We start from the raw sequence: 16,022 nt of genomic DNA, 5'->3' as shown, positions 1-16,022 counted from the left end.
TCCGAGCATACGGCAGAACGCCCGCCGAAAAACATGACCCACGTCATACTTTGGGAATTTTGAACGTCGATCAGAGCACGGGCACGAGGCCCGATGCGGAGGCGAGGGCTTGCAATCGGGGAAGGTCGAGGACCACGAGCTGCTTGGCGGTGCCGCTGACGAGTCTCGCGCGCTTGAATCGTCCCATGATCCGGATGGCCGTTTCGGTCGTGATCCCCACCATGTTGGCGAGATCATGACGGGTGAGGCGCACGTTCAAGCGATACCCGTTTCCGTCACGGATGCCCGACCGCTTGACGAGGTTGACGAACAGCCCGGCGAGCCGCTGCTCGGCCGTCTCCAGGGCCAGGACTTTTGCTTGCTCCTGGGCTTCATGCAGCCGGTTCCCCAGGTACTTGATGACTTCGAGCGCGGCTTCCGGATTCCGCCGCAGCAAGTCGAAGTAGTCGGTCTTCTTCAGGCGCAACACGGAGACGTCCCCCATCGGCTGCGCGCAACCGGGGTGGGGCGTCCCGTCGAAGACCGCGGCCTCACAGCAGAACAAGTCGCCCGGCAGCAAGACCTTGAGGGTCACTTCCTTGCCTTCGGGCGACGTCTTCACGCATTTGACCGCGCCTTCTTTGACGACGTGGAAATACTCGGTGGGGTCGCCTTCGCGGAAGATGAACTCGCCCTTGCGGTAGCGCGTCTCGATGACGTCGGCGGCCAGCCGGCGGCGATCCGCCCCCTTCACGAAGTCGAAGAGGGGGATCGCCCGGAGAGGGTCGGCCATCTTGATGAACCGATCAGACGAGACGCTTGACCGTCTCGACGATCGCACGGGCGCTGATGCCATATCGGTCCAGTAGCTCCTCCGGCTTGCCGCTGTGCGGGATCTCGCGCACCGCCATCTTGTGCACGCGGAAACCTTCGCTCCCGACCGCCCCGAGCACGGCGTCGCCGAGTCCGCCGTGCTCATAGTGATCCTCGACGGTCAGCAGACGCCCCTGGGTCGCACGCGCGCTCTCGAGCAGCGTTTGCCGGTCGATGGGCGCGATACTGTAGAGGTCGATGACCCGGACGGCGATCCCGGCGTCCTTCAATTGCTCGTGCGCCCGCAACGCTTCGAACAGCGTCACGCCGGCGGCCACGATGGTCAGCCGGTCGTCGGCGCTTTGGCGCACGACCTTGGACCCGCCGATCCGAAACGTCTCGTCGGCGCCGTAGAGAATCGGCGACTTGGGCCGTCCGGTCCGAATATAGACGAGCCCGCGGTGGCCGGCGGCCAACTCGACCAGGCGATGCGTGCAGACCGCGTCGGTCGGGTAGAGAACCACGACGCCGGGCTGGGCGGCCATCATCGCGAGGTCTTCCAGCCCCATTTGGGAAGGACCGTCTTCTCCGATGCTGACGCCCGCGTGGGAGCCCATCAACTTGACGTTGGACTGGCTGATCGCCGCCATCCGAATGAAGTCGTACGCCCGGGTCAAAAAGCAGGCGAAGGTCGCCGCGAAGGGAATCTTCCCGGACGCCGCGAGCCCCACGGCCGCGCCGACCATGTTCTGCTCGGCGATGAAGTTTTCGAAGAATCGATCGGGAAATTGCTTGGCAAACTTGTCGGTAAAGGTCGAGTTCTTCACATCGGCGTCGAGTGCCACCACCTGCGGGTTGGCCGCGCCGAGGGCCGCCAACGCCGTCCCGAACGCTTCCCGCGTCGCGACGCTGTCGGTCGGCTGGTAGGCCGGCGCCGCCATGGGCTTGACGGGTTTCGCCCCGTTGACGCGATGCTCCGGACGCCGGATCTCGAGCGGCGCCGCCGTTTGCCGAAGTTGGCGGGTCAGCTCGTCGACCGCCTTCTGCGTCTGCTCGCCCTTCTTCAAGGGCTTGCCGTGCCAATCCGGCTGATCCTCGATCAGGGGGATCCCTTTGCCTTTCAGCGTCCGGGCCAGCAGGACGGTCGGCTTCCCTCGGGTAAACGCCGCCTCTTCGAACGCGGCGAGGAGCTTCTGGATGTTATGACCGTCGACGACGATCGCGTGCCAGCCGAATCCACTCCACCGAGCCCGGTACGCCTCCATGTCGTGTTCGAGCATCGTGGGATCGCTCTGGCCGAAGCGGTTGACGTCGACGATCGCGCAGAGGTTGTCGAGCCGGTAGTGCCGGGCCACTTCCGCCGCCTCCCACACCGAGCCTTCGACCGATTCGCCGTCTCCCATCAGCACGTAGACGCGGACCGAGGACCGGTCGAGCCGGGCCGCGTTGAGCGCCATCCCGACCCCCGCCGACAGGCCCTGACCGAGCGAGCCGGTGGCGACGTCGACGAACGGCAGTCTCGGAGTCGGGTGCCCCTCGAGATCCGAGTCCAGCGTCCGGAGGCGGAGCAGCTCCTTCTGGTCGAACAGCCCGGCCTCCGCCCATGCGGCGTACAGCAGGGGAGCGGCGTGGCCTTTGGACAGAATGAAGCGGTCATTGTTGGGATGCTTCGGATTCTTGGGGTCGTAGCGCATGACGGAAAAGAACAAGGTGGCGACGATGTCGGCCGCCGAGGCGCAACTGGAGGGGTGCCCGCTGCCGGCTTCACTCGTGGCACGGACGCTCTCGATTCTGAGCTTCGTGGCCTTGTTGCTCAGCGCCGTGATCAACGTGTCTTCTGTCATTCTCACAGCCATGAGGCATGCTCCTTCGCGCTAAGGGGTGTTGAGTATCTTGTAACAAACCCATCGACGGGGCGTCAATTGCAGGACCCGCGGTCGACGCTGCGCACGGGCCGGCGAGCCGCGTGGTTCACGGCGTCAACGGGGTGTCGGCGATCGGCTTCACGCGTTGTGAGTCGCCGGCGTGATCCTCGGGCAGGATCCGAAATTGCGTGATCGCATAGGACAGCCGCTGACCGACTTCGAAGCGGCGCTGGCGGAACTCCTCCTTGTTGAGGCGCGACCGCAGGATGAGGCCGCCCTCCGTTTCGATCTCCAATCGGTAGGCGACCCCCAGGAAGTAGATGTGGCGGAGGCGGGCCTGTTGGCGAAAGTGGCCCGGGTCCTCGGAAAGCTTCACGTAATACGGACGGAACCCGATGCGGATGCGCTGTCCGTCCCGAACGCCGGGCGCCGGAAACTCGAAGTCTCCCACGTGGGCGACCCCGCCTTTGACCTCGGCCTCCACGATGTTCATCGACCCGATGAAGCGGGCGACGAACTCGGTGGCGGGCTCTTCATACACTTCGGCCGGGGAACCGACCTGCTCGAGCTTGCCCTTCGAAAACACGATCAAGCGGTCGGACACCTCCATCGCTTCTTCCTGGTCGTGCGTCACGAACAGGCTCGTCACGTTGAGGTCGTCGTGCAGGCGGATCAGCCACTCGCGGAGCTCTTGCCGCACCTGCGCGTCGACGGCCCCGAACGGCTCGTCCAGCAGCAGCACGCTGGGTTTCGGTGCGAGCGAGCGGGCGATGGCGACCCGTTGCCGCTGCCCGCCCGACAGTTGATGCGGGTACCGGTCGGCGAGCCCGGTCAGCCCCATCAAGGTCAACAGGTCGCCGACGCGGCGGGCGATGTCCGGCTTCGACCACTTTTTGATCGTGAGCCCGAAGGCGATGTTGTCGAAGACCGTCATGTGCTTGAACAGGGCATAGTGCTGGAAGACGAACCCGATGTTCCGTCGCTGCACGGGGAGGTCGTTCACGCGGACGCCGTCGATGAAGATGTCGCCCGACGTGGGGGACTCCAGCCCGGCGATGATGCGCAACACGGTGGTCTTGCCGCTGCCACTGGGCCCCAGCAGACCGAGCAGCTCACCTTCATGCACTTGGAACGTGACGTTCGAGACGGCCTCGACGTCGCCGAACCGCTTGATGAGGTGCCGCACCTCGATCTTCATGCGACCCTCGGGTGCTCGGTGGGGGTCACGGCCGCCGCCCGGCTCCTCGTCAGCTCCAGCACGACGAGGATGACGAAGGACACGGCCAGCAGCACGGCGGCGACGGCATAGGCTCCGACGTAGTTGAAGTCCACGTAGCTTTGGTAGATGTGCAGCGTGGCGGTCTGGGTCATGAGGAGCACGTTGCCCGAGACGACGAGCACCGCGCCGAACTCGCCGATGGCCCGCGCGGTCGTCAACGTGGCCCCGTAGAGCACGCCCCACCGAATGGCCGGCAGCGTGACCCGCAGGAAGATCTGCCACTCGTTGGCGCCCAGCGTCCGCGCCGCTTCCTCGCCGTCCGTCCCGATCGTCTGGAGGATCGGCGTCACCTCGCGCACGACGAACGGAAAGGTGACGAAGAGCGTGACGAGCACCATCGCCGGCAGGGCGTAGAGGACCTTGACGTCCATCGTGCCGAACCAGGCGCCCAACACGGTGCCGGGGCCGAGCAACAGGATCAGCATGAATCCGGTGATCACCGGCGAGACGGCGAAGGGGAGGTCGATCAAGCCGCTGAGCAGCGTGCGCCCCCAGAAGCGCTGCCGGACCAGCACGAGCGCGGTGAGGGTGCCGAAGACGAGATTGACGGCCAGGACGATCACGGTGATCTCCGCGGTCAGCCGAAAGCCGTGGAGGGCCTCCGGGCGGATAATCTCGTTCCAGAACGCGGTCACCCCCTCGCCGAACGCCTGCGTGCCGAGGTAGGCGATCGGCCCGATCAGCAGCACGGCGAAATAGAGCCAGACGAGCGCAATCAGGAGGCGACGCATATCAGTGCGGGACGCTCAATCCCGGCTCCCGAGACGCAGCACGGGAGAACAGGCGCCCGGCGGCCTTGACGAACGCCGGCACTCGCTCGCCCGGGGCCCGGGTCAATCGTTCGAGGAGCGTCAAGGCCAGGAACGAGACCACGAGGACGACCACGGACACCGACGTCGCTCCCTGGGGGTTGTAGCTCTCGATCTCCCCGTAGACATAAACGGACGCGACCTGCGTCTTCAACGGGATGTTCCCGGCGACGATGACGATCGAGCCGAATTCTCCCAGCGCGCGCACGAAGGTGAGGAAGACGCCCGTCAGGAGGCCGGGGAGGATCGCCGGCACCGTCACCCGCCGGAAGGCCAGCCAAGGTCCGGCGCCGAGCGTATAGGCCGCTTCCTCCTGATCACGCTCGAGCTCCATGAGCACCGGCTGCACGGCCCGGATCGTGAACGGCATCGTCACGAACACCATCGCGAGGATGATGCCCGGTACATTGTAGAGGACCTCGATACCGCCGCGCGCCAGCCAGGCCCCAAGCGGACTCGTGGCGCCATAGACGGCGGCGATCATCAATCCGGCGACGAGCGTCGGGATCGCGAACGGCAGATCGACCAGCGCATTGAGGAATCCGCGGCCGGGGAACTCGTAGCGGACGAGCACCCAGGCGGAGAGCAGCCCGAACGCGCCGTTCACCACGGTGGTGATCGCGGCGGCTTGCAGCGTCAAGAGGAGCGCCGCGGCCGCCTGGGGCTGCTGCACGTCCTCGAGGAACCGACCGAGGCCGTCCTCGATCGATTGCTGCCCGATCGCCAACAGGGGCAACAGCACGAGCACGACGACATAGCCGACGGCCGCCGACCGGAGCGCGAGCGCTGTCAGCGCATGCCGCGTCATGCCGACCGACCGACGCAACCGGGTGGGGATGGTGACGCCATGCGGGCGATCACTTTCCTCGAGCCAGTTCTTCCACGGCCCGGACCCAGAGTCCTTGCGGGCCGAACAGATGCGTGGCGACCTTCTCCCAGCCGCCCAGATCGGCGATCGTGAACAGCTCGGCCGGCTGGGGGAATGCTCTGGCCGCCGGCCCGGCCGGGGCGACGGGCCGGAATTCGAACTCGGCGAAGATCCGCTGCGCTTCCTCGCCGTGCAGGAACGCGACGAACGCGTCCGCGACGTCCCTTGCGCGGTGCTTGTCGGCATACCGGTCGACGACGGTCGCCGGGTTTTCAATCAGGATCGTCTGAGGCGGCAGGACCAGCTCCAGCGGGCGGCCCGCCTTGATCCGCGGCAACAATTCATTCTCATAGGTCACGATCACGTCGCCGACCCCGCGCTCGAACGTCGTCACGGATTCCCGCCCGCTCTTGTCCATCACTTTGACGTTCCGCTGGATGCGTGTGAGCAGATCCGCGGCGTAGCGATCCGGCGGTCCTTGCGACGGCGGGGCGAGCTTCAAGCCGGCCCCGTACATGGCGATGACGTCCCACATGGCGCCGCCCGAGGTCTTGGGGTTCGGGTAGAGCACCTGCACCCCGGGCTTGGTGAGGTCTTCCCACGTCTTGATCCCTTTCGGATTGCCCTTGCGGACGCCGAACGCCACGACCGAGGCGCTGACATATCCCCGGCCGGGCTCCTTGCGCCAATCATGGGTGATGAGACCGGCTTTGACGATCTGATCGAGGTCGCCTTCGACCGACAACGCCGCGACGTCGGCTTCGAAGCCGCCGATGATCGCCCTCGCTTGGGCGCCCGACGCGCCGTAGGAAGACCGCACCCGGAGGTCTTGGCCCGTCCGCTGTTTCCACTGCTGCTTGAACGTCGGGATCAATCGCGTCTCGTAGGCCTCCTTGGGCACGCTGTACACCGCGATCGTGAGGTCGCGGGTCTCGGCAGCCGAAGCGCTCCCGACCACGTACGCAAGGACGAGGGCGGTCAAGAGGGCCCCCGCCGCCCATGCGGGGGCGCGGTGCCCGGTGCGATGGCTAATGGCGGCGCGGCGCATGAGAGAGTGCCCCACTCTGCTTGGCAAAATCGCTCAACGTATAGTTGTCGAGGATGTCGGCGATGGCGTTGCGGACGTTCAGCATGACGCCCTGAATCGGGCAGGCGCCGGGCGTCTTGTCTTCGGCATAGGGGCAGTCGCTGCACTTCTGATAGGCGGTCTTGCTCACGCAGGCGATCGGCGCCAAGGGGCCGTCGAGGATCCGGATGACTTGGCCGAGCGTGATCTCATCCGGCGGCTTGATGAGCGTGTAGCCGCCGCTCACGCCCCGCCGGCTCGCGAGCAACCCCGCATTCTTCAACGCCAGGAGGATCTGCTCGAGAAATTCGATGGGGATGTGTTGCCGGCCGGCGATCTCCTGCCGCTGCAGCAACGTACGCCCGTAGTGCGCGGTGAGCTCGATCAACGCGCGCAGCCCGTACTCGCTTTTCTTGGAGAACCTCATAATCGAGTGAGTCACTCAACTTTTGTGACAATACGCGTTCCCGTTCGGCGCCGTCAAGTGCGCAGTGATCCGGATCGTGAGGCCGGCGATGTCGTCCTTGGAAAGGACTAAGTGGTTCCACGGTTGAGACATCGGCGGAAACTCAGGATTTGTAGGCGCGCGTCGGCTTGACAGCTTCTCGAACTTCTTGTTAGCTTGGCGACGTTTAGCATCGCATCTTCACTTCTTGCCCGGTACCGTGCGACCGATGACCAGGACCTGCCAGTGACCTTTCAGGAACTGATTCTCTCCCTTCATCGGTATTGGGCTGACCTGGGATGTGTGCTTCATCAACCCTATGATCTCGAGATGGGGGCCGGAACCTTTCACCCGGCGACCTTTCTGCGCGCGTTAGGGCCCGAGCCCTGGCGCTCGGCCTATCCGCAGCCGTGCCGGCGGCCGACGGACGGCCGGTACGGCGAGAATCCGAACCGGCTCCAGCACTACTATCAGTATCAGGTCGTCCTCAAGCCGTCGCCCGACGAGATTCAGTCGCTCTACTTGGACAGCCTCGCCATGCTCGGGATCGACCCCCGGAAGCACGATATCCGGTTCATTCAAGACGACTGGGAATCGCCGACGCTCGGAGCGTGGGGGCTCGGCTGGGAAGTTCGCCTCGACGGGATGGAGATCACTCAGTTCACGTACTTTCAGGAAATCGGCGGGATCGAGTTGGAGCCGATCACGGTCGAGCTCACGTATGGGACGGAACGGCTTGCGATGTACCTGCAGCAGATCGACAATGTGTTCGACATCGAGTGGACGAAGGGGATCCGCTACGGCGACATCCATCATGAAACCGAGGTGCAGTTCTCCACGTACAACTTCGAGCAGGCGGATGTCGGGCTCCTCCAACGGACGTTCGAAGCCTATGAGGCGGAGTCGATGCGACTGATCGAGCGCGGACTGGTGCTGCCGGCCTACGATTGCTGCATCAAGACGTCGCACCTCTTCAACCTGCTCGACGCCCGTGGCGCCATCAGCGTCACGGAGCGCACCCGGTACATCGCGCGCGTCCGGGCCTTGGCGCGGGCCTGTGCCGAGGCGTACGTCAAGGACCGTGAACGCTTGGGGTTCCCGCTGCTGACGCCGAGGACGGCCTCCACGGCGGCGGGCGCCAGGCGGTGACGCTGATGCCGACGCCCAAGCCGAAGGCGAGAGCGGCGACCGCCGTTTCCAGGCCGACCGCGGAATTGTTGTTCGAGATCGGCACGGAGGAGCTGCCGTATCAATTCGTCCGCCCCGCGCTGGCGGCTCTGGAAGAGCAGGCCGTCCGGCTGTTCAAAGAGCATCGGTTGAGCCACGGGGCGGTGCACACGCTGGGAACCCCCCGCCGCCTCGTCCTGGTCGTCGAAGATCTCGCGGGCCACCAGGAACCGGTCATCGCCGAAATCCTGGGCCCTCCGAAATCGGTCGCCGTCGATGCGGCCGGTGCCCCGACGAAAGCCGCCCTGGGGTTTGCCGCCTCCCAGCAGGTCGCCGTCGAAGCGCTCGAAACCCGCCACACTCCCAAGGGAGAGTATCTCTGCGCCGTGAAGCGTGATCCTGGTCGGCCCACGGCCGCCGTCCTCGCCGACCTCTTGCCGGGGCTCTTGGCATCGCTGAGCTTCCCCAAGTCGATGCGATGGAATGCGTCCGGCCTGCGCTTCGCCCGCCCGATCCGCTGGCTCTTGGCCCTTTATAATGGACGGGTGGTCGACGTCCGCTTCGGAGGGCTGACGGCGGGCTCGCGCACCTGGGGGCACCGCGTGCTCGGATCGAAGGGACCATCGGACAAACGCGGCCTTGCGGTCAAGAACTTCAAGGAATACATCAAGGCGTTGGAGCGCCGAGGCGTCATCCCCGACCAAGACAGACGACAGGCCATGATCGTCGACCAATTGACCCGGCTGGCCAAATCAGCCAGGGGCGTCTTGCATCGGGACGAAGACCTGCTGGAGCAGGCGGTCTTCACGGTGGAATACCCGCACGCCATCCAGGGCAGCTTCAACCCGACCTATCTGACGGTCCCGAAAGAAGTGCTCATGACCGCGATGAAGGAGCATCAAGGCTTCTTCTCGTTGGTCCGCAAGGACGGCGGCCTCCTGCCGGCCTTCCTGTCGGTCACGAACATGAAGCTCTCGGATATGCGGCTGATCCGGGAGGGCAATGAACGCGTGCTGGCGGCGCGGCTGGCCGATGCGAAATTCTTTTTCGACGAGGACCGGAAAGTCCCGCTGGCCGAGCGCGTGGAGAAGCTCAAGGGCGTCACGTTCCATCAGAAACTGGGGAGCGTCTACCAGAAGACCGAACGCGTTCGGGATCTCGCCGGGTCCATCGCGGAGATGGCGGGTGAGGCCGAGTTGGCCGGATCCTGCCGCCGGGCAGCCGAGCTGAGCAAAGCGGACCTGCTCACCGGGCTCGTCGGGGAGTTTCCCACCCTGCAGGGCGTGATGGGGGGCGAGTACGCGGCTCATGACGGGGAATCGGAGGTCGTGAGCCGCGCCATTCGCGATCACTACCTGCCCAAGGCGATGGAAGGGCCGTTGCCGGAGACGGCGGCGGGCATGATCCTCTCGCTGGCCGACCGCCTCGACACCATCGCGGCGATGTTTCACGTCGGGATCGTCCCGACCGGCTCGGAGGACCCGCTGGCCTTGCGCCGGCACGCCTCGGCGATCGTCCGTCTCATCGTCGAAGGGGGGCTTTCACTCGATCTGGCTCAGGCGCTGGCCCTGGCGACCGACCTGGTCCAGGGCCAGGGCTTCAAGAAAGCCGGCTCCAGCAGTCCGCTCGAATTCATCGCCGACCGCCTTCGGTACTACGCACGGACCACGCGCGGCCTCCGGGAGGACGTCATCGACGCGGTGCTGAAGCCGGCCCTCCAGGCGGAGGGCGGCCGGCTGGACCTGGGGGACTTGCTGGCTCGGATGACCGCGCTTCACGAGATCGCCGCCCGGCCCGAGTTCGATCCGTTGATGGTCGGGTTCAAGCGCGCGCATCGCATCGTCGAGAAGGAGAAGTGGGCGCGCGAGGACATCGACCCCGGCTTGTTCCAACATCCGGCCGAATCCGAGCTGTTCACGGTGGTGCAGGACGCGGGCCGGTCGGTGCCCGAGGCCGTCGCCCGTCGCGAGTACGGGGCGGCCCTCCACGCGCTCGTCGCGATGAAACCGGCGATCGACGCGTTCTTCACCGGCGTGCTCGTCAATGCGGACGACGAACGGCTGCGGGCGAACCGGCTGTCGCTGCTGGCGTCCGTCGATCGCGTGTTCTTGACGGTCGCCGATTTCTCGCAGATCGCCGTTCAAGGTGCCTAAGCATGGGAGCGCTGCCCGCCTTGCGTGAGGAGCCGCCTCCGCCGACCGCCCGGCCGTCTCTCTCCGAAGAGGCCGCCGCCCGCCTCCGCCGGTACAGCCTGCTGGTCACGGTTGCGATGATGATCCTCTGTAACGCGATCTTCCTCGGCGGCATGTGGATCAGCGGCCTGAACCTCGACAAGCTCATCCGCATTCCGGACCATTTCAACCCCATGCAGGACGTCTGTCTCCGGTTCACGTGGCGGAAGGTCGAAGGCGACACCCAGCCGATACGGCTGTGCTCCGAATGGCTCAACCTCTCCGACCCGAGCGGCGAGACGCACAAGATCCAAAGCGAGACCGAGGTGGTCAAGGGCGGCGACGGGCGGCTGTACTTCGACGACGGCGAGCAAGTCGACTACCGACTGTTCGTGTTCGGCGCCTTCGTCGTGTCGATCATCGTCTTCGGCGTGTGGCTCAAACGCGTCCTGATCCGCCGGTATCGCCTGCAGCTCGAGCGGTACCAGCAGTCGTCATTTCCAACGTAATTCATCGGCCTCATCGAACAAGAGAGGGAAGACGTGGGTACGAAGAAATATGTCTATTACTTCGGCGACGGCAAGGCCGAGGGGACCGGGGACATGAAGGAGTTGCTCGGCGGGAAGGGCGCGGGCCTCGCCGAGATGACGAATCTCGGGATCTCCGTCCCGGCCGGCTTCACCATCACCACCGAGGCGTGCATCGAATACTACAAACGCGGCAAGGTGTACCCCAGCGGCATGTGGGAAGAGGCGCTGCACGCGCTGAAGAAGGTCGAGCGCTCGATGGGGGCGCGCTTCGGCGATCCGGCCAGCCCGCTGCTCGTCTCTGTGCGGTCGGGGGCCCGTGCCTCGATGCCCGGGATGATGGACACGGTGCTGAACGTCGGGTTGAACGACCGGACGGTCGAAGGCCTGTCCGCCAAGACCCGCAACGAGCGGTTCGCGTGGGACAGCTATCGCCGGTTCATCACCATGTTCGGACACATCGTCATGGGGATCGGTCGCGACCGCTTCGAGACGGTGTTCGAGCGCAAGAAGGAGGAATGCCACGCCCAAGCCGACACCGACCTCGATGCGAAGGCGCTCAAGGACCTCGTGATCCGGATGAAAGCGGTCGTGACGAAAGAGACGGGACGCGAGTTCCCCGAGGACCCGCTCGAACAGTTGCGGATGGGCATCAACGCGGTCTTCTCTTCATGGTATGGCGCCCGCGCGGTCACGTATCGACGTCTCTACAACATCCCGGATAGCTGGGGCACGGCGGTGAGCGTCGTCGCGATGGTCTTCGGGAACATGGGGGACACGAGCGGAACCGGGGTGGCGTTCACGCGCGATCCCGCGTCCGGGCAAAAGACGTTCTTCGGCGAGTTCCTGTTCAACGCGCAAGGGGAGGACGTGGTGGCGGGCATCCGGACCCCGCTCCCGGTGACCGCGTTGGCGAAGTCCCTCCCGCAGGCGTACAAGGGCCTCGTCGACACGTACAAGAAGCTCGAAAAGCACTACCGCGACATGCTCGACCTGGAGTTCACGATCCAGGAGGGCAAGCTCTACATGCTGCAGACGCGGGTCGGAAAGCGGACCGGCATCGCGGCCGTCCGGATCGCGTACGACATGGTGAACGAGGGGCTGATCACGAAGCGGGAGGCCGTCCTGCGAGTCAGCCCGGATCAGCTCTCGCAATACCTCTATCCCATCTTCGACGTGGCGGAGGAGGCCAAGCACCCTCCGATCGGCAAGGGGTTGCCGGCGGGACCCGGGGCGGCGGCCGGCAAGATCGCCCTGACCCCCGATCGGGCCGTCGAGATGCACGCGCGGGGCGAGCGCGTCCTGCTGGTGCGGCAGGAGACCAGCCCCGACGACATTCACGGCATGCACGCGGCGCAGGGCTTCCTGACGGCCCGGGGCGGGATGACGTCCCACGCCGCGGTCGTGGCCAGGCAGATGGGAAAGGTGTGCGTCGCCGGCTGTGAAGCGGTGGACGTGCAGGACGGCGCCACCGTCCGCATCGGCTCGTTGACGCTCAAGGAAGGCGACTATCTCTCGATCAACGGCTTTACGGGCAATGTCTACAACGGCGACATCCCGGTCGTCGAGTCGGAGGTCGTCCAGGTCATCCAGGGGAAGCTGGATGCCAAGCGCTCGGAGAAGTACCGGATCTTCGCGACGTTCCTCAAATGGGCCGACGAGGTGCGCACGCTCAAGGTGCGGGCGAACGCCGACGTGCCGGATCAGGCGCGCATCGCACGCGGGTTCGGCGCCGAAGGCATCGGTCTCTGTCGGACGGAGCACATGTTCTTCGCCGAGGACCGGATCCCGATCATGCAGAAGATGATCCTCGCTCGGACGCGGGAGGAGCGCGAACGGTACCTCGAGCAACTCCTGCCCCTTCAGCGTCAAGACTTCATCGGACTCTACCGGGAGATGGAAGGCTATCCCGTCACCATCCGCCTCCTCGATCCGCCGCTCCACGAGTTCCTTCCGCACCGCGAGGAGCTGATGGTGGAGATCGCCAAACTGGAGCTGACCGGCGGGCAGCCGGAGGTCATCGAAGAGAAACGGCGCCTGTTGGAGCGGGTCGAGGAGCTGCACGAGTTCAATCCGATGCTCGGGCTCCGGGGCTGCCGGTTGGGGATCACGATGCCCGAGATCACCCGGATGCAGACGCGGGCGATTCTGGAAGCGGCCTGCGAAATCACGCGGGAAGGCAAGAAGATCGTCCCCGAGATCATGATCCCGCTGGTCGGGATGGTGTCGGAGATGAAGGCGCAGAAGGACCTGATCCGCGAGGTCGCCGACGAGGTCCTGAAGCAGAACGGGATCAAGCTGTCCTATTTGGTCGGCACGATGATCGAGTTGCCGCGGGCCGCCGTGACGGCCGGGCGCATCGCCGAGCAGGCGGAGTTCTTCTCGTTCGGCACCAACGACCTGACGCAAACGACCTTCGGCTTCTCGCGTGACGACGCGGCGAAGTTCGTGGCGTTCTACATGAAGCGGCAGGACGCCTGTCCCAAGTGTTTGAGCCCACAGGTGAACTGGAAAGAGATGGTCTGCCAGAGCTGCGGCGCCCATATCGACGCGAAAGCGGAGAACATCCTCGACGCCGATCCGTTCGCGGTGCTGGACCGCGAGGGCGTGGGCGCGATGATGCGGATGGCGATCGAAGCCGGGCGGACGACGCGGCCGGACATCAAGCTCGGCATCTGCGGCGAGCACGGCGGAGACCCGAGCTCGGTGGAATTTTGCCATCAACTGGGGCTCGATTACGTGAGCTGCTCGCCCTTCCGAGTGGCCATCGCGCGGCTCGCGGCGGCACAGGCCGCCCTCACCGCCGAGTCGACGGCGGCGCAGGCTACGGCATCGCGGGTGTCGAAACGGCGCGTGCCGGCAAAGCCGGCACGCCGGCGAAGACCACGGCGCGCCGGCCGGCCAAGCGCCGGAAGCCGGCGGCCGCGCGCTCCCGGTGAACGACCCCGAACGGGATCGTCGGTACATGGCCCGCGCGCTAACGCTCGCCGCGCGCGGCCGGGGCACCGCCAGCCCCAATCCGATGGTGGGGGCCGTCATCGTCCGCGGCGGCCGCATCGTCGGCCAGGGGTTCCATCGGAGACCCGGCACCCCGCACGCGGAAATCCTGGCCCTCGAGGCCGCGGGCCGACTGGCCCGCGGGGCCACCCTCTACGTCACGCTGGAACCCTGCTGTCATACCGCGAAGCGCACCCCGCCATGCGTGCCCGCCGTGCTGGCGGCCGGGTTCCGCCGTATCGTCGTCGCGATGCGGGACCCCAATCCTCGGGTGCGCGGCCGCGGGATTGCCGCCCTGCGCCGTGCCGGCGCCCGGGTGACCGTCGGCGTCCTCGAGGACCAGGCGGCACGACTGAACGAGGCCTACGTGCACTGGGCGACCACGGGGCGCCCGTTCGTCATCTTGAAAGCCGCCATGACGCTCGACGGCCGGATCGCCTCGGCGACCGGGGAGTCGCAGTGGATCAGCGGCGAGCCGGCCAGGCGGGAGGTCCATCACCTTCGCCGCGAAGTCGATGCCATCATGGTCGGGATCGGGACCGTTCTGGCGGACGACCCCCGCTTGACGGCGCGCGTCGGCTCCTCACCCGGCCGGCAGCCGGCTCGGGTCGTGCTCGACAGCCGCCTGCGGCTCCCATTGACGGCGCGCATGCTCACGGAGAAGGGCGGAGAGACGATCGTCGCCACGACGGCTCGCGCGTCGTTGGCGCGCGTGAAGGCGCTCGAAGCGCTCGGAGCGACGGTCCTCCGGCTTCCCGCAGCACAGGGTCGCGTGTCGCTCAACGCCTGTCTGGCCGCGCTCGGCCGTCGCGGGATTACCTCGGTCCTTCTCGAAGGGGGGAGCGAGCTGAACGCCGCCGCGGTTCGAGCCGGATACGTCAACCGACTCCGCCTGTACATCGCCCCAAAGCTCCTCGGCGGCAGGGATGCCAAAGGGCTTCTCGGCGGAGAGTCCCCCTCGAAACTCGCCCGGGCCGTCGCCGTGAAGCACCTCACGGTCACCCGCATCGGCGACGACCTGCGGATCGACGCCTTTCTCATCTAGCTCCGTACCTCTTCGGATACGGATCGAGACGATTGGATTCATGTCCCCTCGGAACCGCGACGCACTGCCGTCCGCATCGCTCAGAAATCCGATGCTTCGCAGTCCTGATGATCGGCATCGCTTTTGCTGGTTGGCCGTGCCATGGATGCCGGCCTACAATCCGCCCGATCTGCCACTGCAACCCTCACGTCGTTCGACGCCGCGCTCGATCTTCGGGATCCCGCGACCTACGGCCACTCCCATCGGACGGCCGGCTACGCCCTGATCGTCGGCCGCCTGCTCGGGCTCTCCGGCGAGGCCCTGCAGACGCTCGAGCGAGGGGTCTTCCTTCACGACGTCGGGAAGATCCACGTGCCCGACCGGGTGATCAAGAAACCGGGGCTCTTCTGCGACGCGGAACGCCGTGCGATGCAGAGCCATACCGTGATCGGGTACGGCATGGTCAGTGCGATTCCGGATCTGGAGGGGGTCGCGGCGATCGTGCTCGCCCATCACGAACGGTACGATGGCACCGGGTATCCGCACCGGTTGGAGGGCGATGAGATTCCGCTCGGCGCCCGGATCTGCGCCATCGTCGACTGCTTCGACGTCTTGACCGGCATGGAGCGAGCGTACGGCCCGCGGCTCAGCGTGGCCGAGGCCTGGGCCTCCATCGGATCGGAGCGCGGCCGGCAGTTCGACCCACTGGTGGTCGAGGCATGTACCGCGCTCTCCCCGGACGTGTGGCGGCAAATCGCGGCCGCCTTGGGGCGGCCGGCCGTTCGGCGAATGGACTGGGACGCGCTTCGATGGCCGAACGCGCCGCTGCCTGATCAGCGGCCGTGCGAGGTGCCGGAATCGGCGATGGCATCATCCCCGGCCTCGCCGTTCCAGCTCTGTCGGCCGGCCTCAGGCTGCGGGCTCGAGACTCACGACCGCGGCGCCGCACCGCTTTGACAGCCCTTCAGAAAAGGTGGTAGCGTGCGACGGTGTTCAGGAGACGACCGGGTCA

Annotated in this window: 12 protein-coding genes and 1 pseudogene; 6 read left to right on the top strand and 7 right to left on the bottom strand. The window is 66.1% G+C overall.

The features are described 5' to 3' along the window. Positions 1 to 70 precede the first annotated feature (70 nt). From ACWHYV_RS12655 to ACWHYV_RS12625, 7 genes are all read right to left on the bottom strand, one after another. On the bottom strand, positions 71 to 772 hold the full coding sequence (locus tag ACWHYV_RS12655; protein WP_447976854.1) for a Crp/Fnr family transcriptional regulator: 702 nt from the start codon (positions 770 to 772) through the stop codon (positions 71 to 73). Positions 773 to 785: 13 nt separating this feature from the next. Continuing rightward, positions 786 to 2,648 carry a transketolase gene (locus ACWHYV_RS12650; RefSeq protein WP_447976853.1) on the bottom strand — a complete coding sequence of 621 codons (1,863 nt, stop codon included), beginning with the start codon at positions 2,646 to 2,648 and terminating at the stop codon, positions 786 to 788. 115 nt (positions 2,649 to 2,763) lie between these two features. Beyond that, entirely contained in the window at positions 2,764 to 3,855 is a 1,092-nt protein-coding gene (locus ACWHYV_RS12645; RefSeq protein ID WP_447976852.1) for a sulfate/molybdate ABC transporter ATP-binding protein, read from the bottom strand. Continuing rightward, the gene (locus tag ACWHYV_RS12640) at positions 3,852 to 4,667 is read right to left on the bottom strand and encodes a sulfate ABC transporter permease (RefSeq protein WP_447976851.1); all 816 of its coding nucleotides are present in this window, start codon (positions 4,665 to 4,667) and stop codon (positions 3,852 to 3,854) included. Before ACWHYV_RS12640 ends, ACWHYV_RS12645 begins: the two co-directional genes overlap by 4 nt. A gap of 1 nt (position 4,668) precedes the next feature. Next, the gene (gene cysT / locus ACWHYV_RS12635; RefSeq protein WP_447976850.1) at positions 4,669 to 5,553 is read right to left on the bottom strand and encodes a sulfate ABC transporter permease subunit CysT; all 885 of its coding nucleotides are present in this window, start codon (positions 5,551 to 5,553) and stop codon (positions 4,669 to 4,671) included. Between the two features lie 49 nt (positions 5,554 to 5,602). Continuing rightward, positions 5,603 to 6,595 (bottom strand): sulfate ABC transporter substrate-binding protein, encoded by a 993-nt coding sequence (locus ACWHYV_RS12630; protein ID WP_447976849.1) that lies wholly within the window; start codon positions 6,593 to 6,595, stop codon positions 5,603 to 5,605. A gap of 46 nt (positions 6,596 to 6,641) precedes the next feature. Next, positions 6,642 to 7,106 (bottom strand): RrF2 family transcriptional regulator, encoded by a 465-nt coding sequence (locus ACWHYV_RS12625; protein WP_447976848.1) that lies wholly within the window; start codon positions 7,104 to 7,106, stop codon positions 6,642 to 6,644. Positions 7,107 to 7,370: 264 nt separating this feature from the next. Between ACWHYV_RS12625 and ACWHYV_RS12620 the strand changes: the two genes are divergently transcribed. The 6 genes and pseudogenes from ACWHYV_RS12620 (at position 7,371) to ACWHYV_RS12595 (ending at position 15,967) form a co-directional block, all read left to right on the top strand. Further along, positions 7,371 to 8,273 (top strand): glycine--tRNA ligase subunit alpha, encoded by a 903-nt coding sequence (locus ACWHYV_RS12620; protein ID WP_447976847.1) that lies wholly within the window; start codon positions 7,371 to 7,373, stop codon positions 8,271 to 8,273. Positions 8,274 to 8,278: 5 nt separating this feature from the next. Then, positions 8,279 to 10,444 carry a glycine--tRNA ligase subunit beta gene (gene glyS, locus ACWHYV_RS12615; RefSeq protein ID WP_447976846.1) on the top strand — a complete coding sequence of 722 codons (2,166 nt, stop codon included), beginning with the start codon at positions 8,279 to 8,281 and terminating at the stop codon, positions 10,442 to 10,444. 2 nt (positions 10,445 to 10,446) lie between these two features. Beyond that, positions 10,447 to 10,971 (top strand): hypothetical protein, encoded by a 525-nt coding sequence (locus ACWHYV_RS12610; RefSeq protein ID WP_447976845.1) that lies wholly within the window; start codon positions 10,447 to 10,449, stop codon positions 10,969 to 10,971. 93 nt (positions 10,972 to 11,064) lie between these two features. Beyond that, positions 11,065 to 13,920: pseudogene (gene ppdK, locus ACWHYV_RS12605) on the top strand (pyruvate, phosphate dikinase); the annotation flags it as partial. Positions 13,921 to 13,954: 34 nt separating this feature from the next. Further along, the gene (gene ribD, locus ACWHYV_RS12600) at positions 13,955 to 15,031 is read left to right on the top strand and encodes a bifunctional diaminohydroxyphosphoribosylaminopyrimidine deaminase/5-amino-6-(5-phosphoribosylamino)uracil reductase RibD (protein ID WP_447976844.1); all 1,077 of its coding nucleotides are present in this window, start codon (positions 13,955 to 13,957) and stop codon (positions 15,029 to 15,031) included. A 141-nt stretch (positions 15,032 to 15,172) separates the two neighbouring features. Next, complete coding sequence (locus tag ACWHYV_RS12595; RefSeq protein ID WP_447976843.1) at positions 15,173 to 15,967, top strand: HD-GYP domain-containing protein; 795 nt, start codon at positions 15,173 to 15,175, stop codon at positions 15,965 to 15,967. Positions 15,968 to 16,022: the final 55 nt, after the last annotated feature.

Source organism: Candidatus Nitrospira bockiana, from assembly GCF_965152565.1.
The sequence above is the reverse complement of the archived record's forward strand: the minus strand, read 5'-3'. Positions and strand labels throughout refer to the sequence as shown.

Bases quoted from the DNA above. Each gene is read 5' to 3' on its own strand.
- ACWHYV_RS12655 (WP_447976854.1), bottom strand. From the start codon at position 772: ATGGCCGACCCTCTCCGGGCGATCCCCCTCTTCGACTTCGTGAAGGGG.
- ACWHYV_RS12650 (WP_447976853.1), bottom strand. From the start codon at position 2,648: ATGGCTGTGAGAATGACAGAAGACACGTTGATCACGGCGCTGAGCAAC.
- ACWHYV_RS12645 (WP_447976852.1), bottom strand. From the start codon at position 3,855: ATGAAGATCGAGGTGCGGCACCTCATCAAGCGGTTCGGCGACGTCGAG.
- ACWHYV_RS12640 (WP_447976851.1), bottom strand. From the start codon at position 4,667: ATGCGTCGCCTCCTGATTGCGCTCGTCTGGCTCTATTTCGCCGTGCTG.
- cysT (WP_447976850.1), bottom strand. From the start codon at position 5,553: ATGACGCGGCATGCGCTGACAGCGCTCGCGCTCCGGTCGGCGGCCGTC.
- ACWHYV_RS12625 (WP_447976848.1), bottom strand. From the start codon at position 7,106: ATGAGGTTCTCCAAGAAAAGCGAGTACGGGCTGCGCGCGTTGATCGAG.
- glyS (WP_447976846.1), top strand. From the start codon at position 8,279: ATGCCGACGCCCAAGCCGAAGGCGAGAGCGGCGACCGCCGTTTCCAGG.
- ACWHYV_RS12610 (WP_447976845.1), top strand. From the start codon at position 10,447: ATGGGAGCGCTGCCCGCCTTGCGTGAGGAGCCGCCTCCGCCGACCGCC.
- ribD (WP_447976844.1), top strand. From the start codon at position 13,955: ATGGCCCGCGCGCTAACGCTCGCCGCGCGCGGCCGGGGCACCGCCAGC.
- ACWHYV_RS12595 (WP_447976843.1), top strand. From the start codon at position 15,173: ATGGATGCCGGCCTACAATCCGCCCGATCTGCCACTGCAACCCTCACG.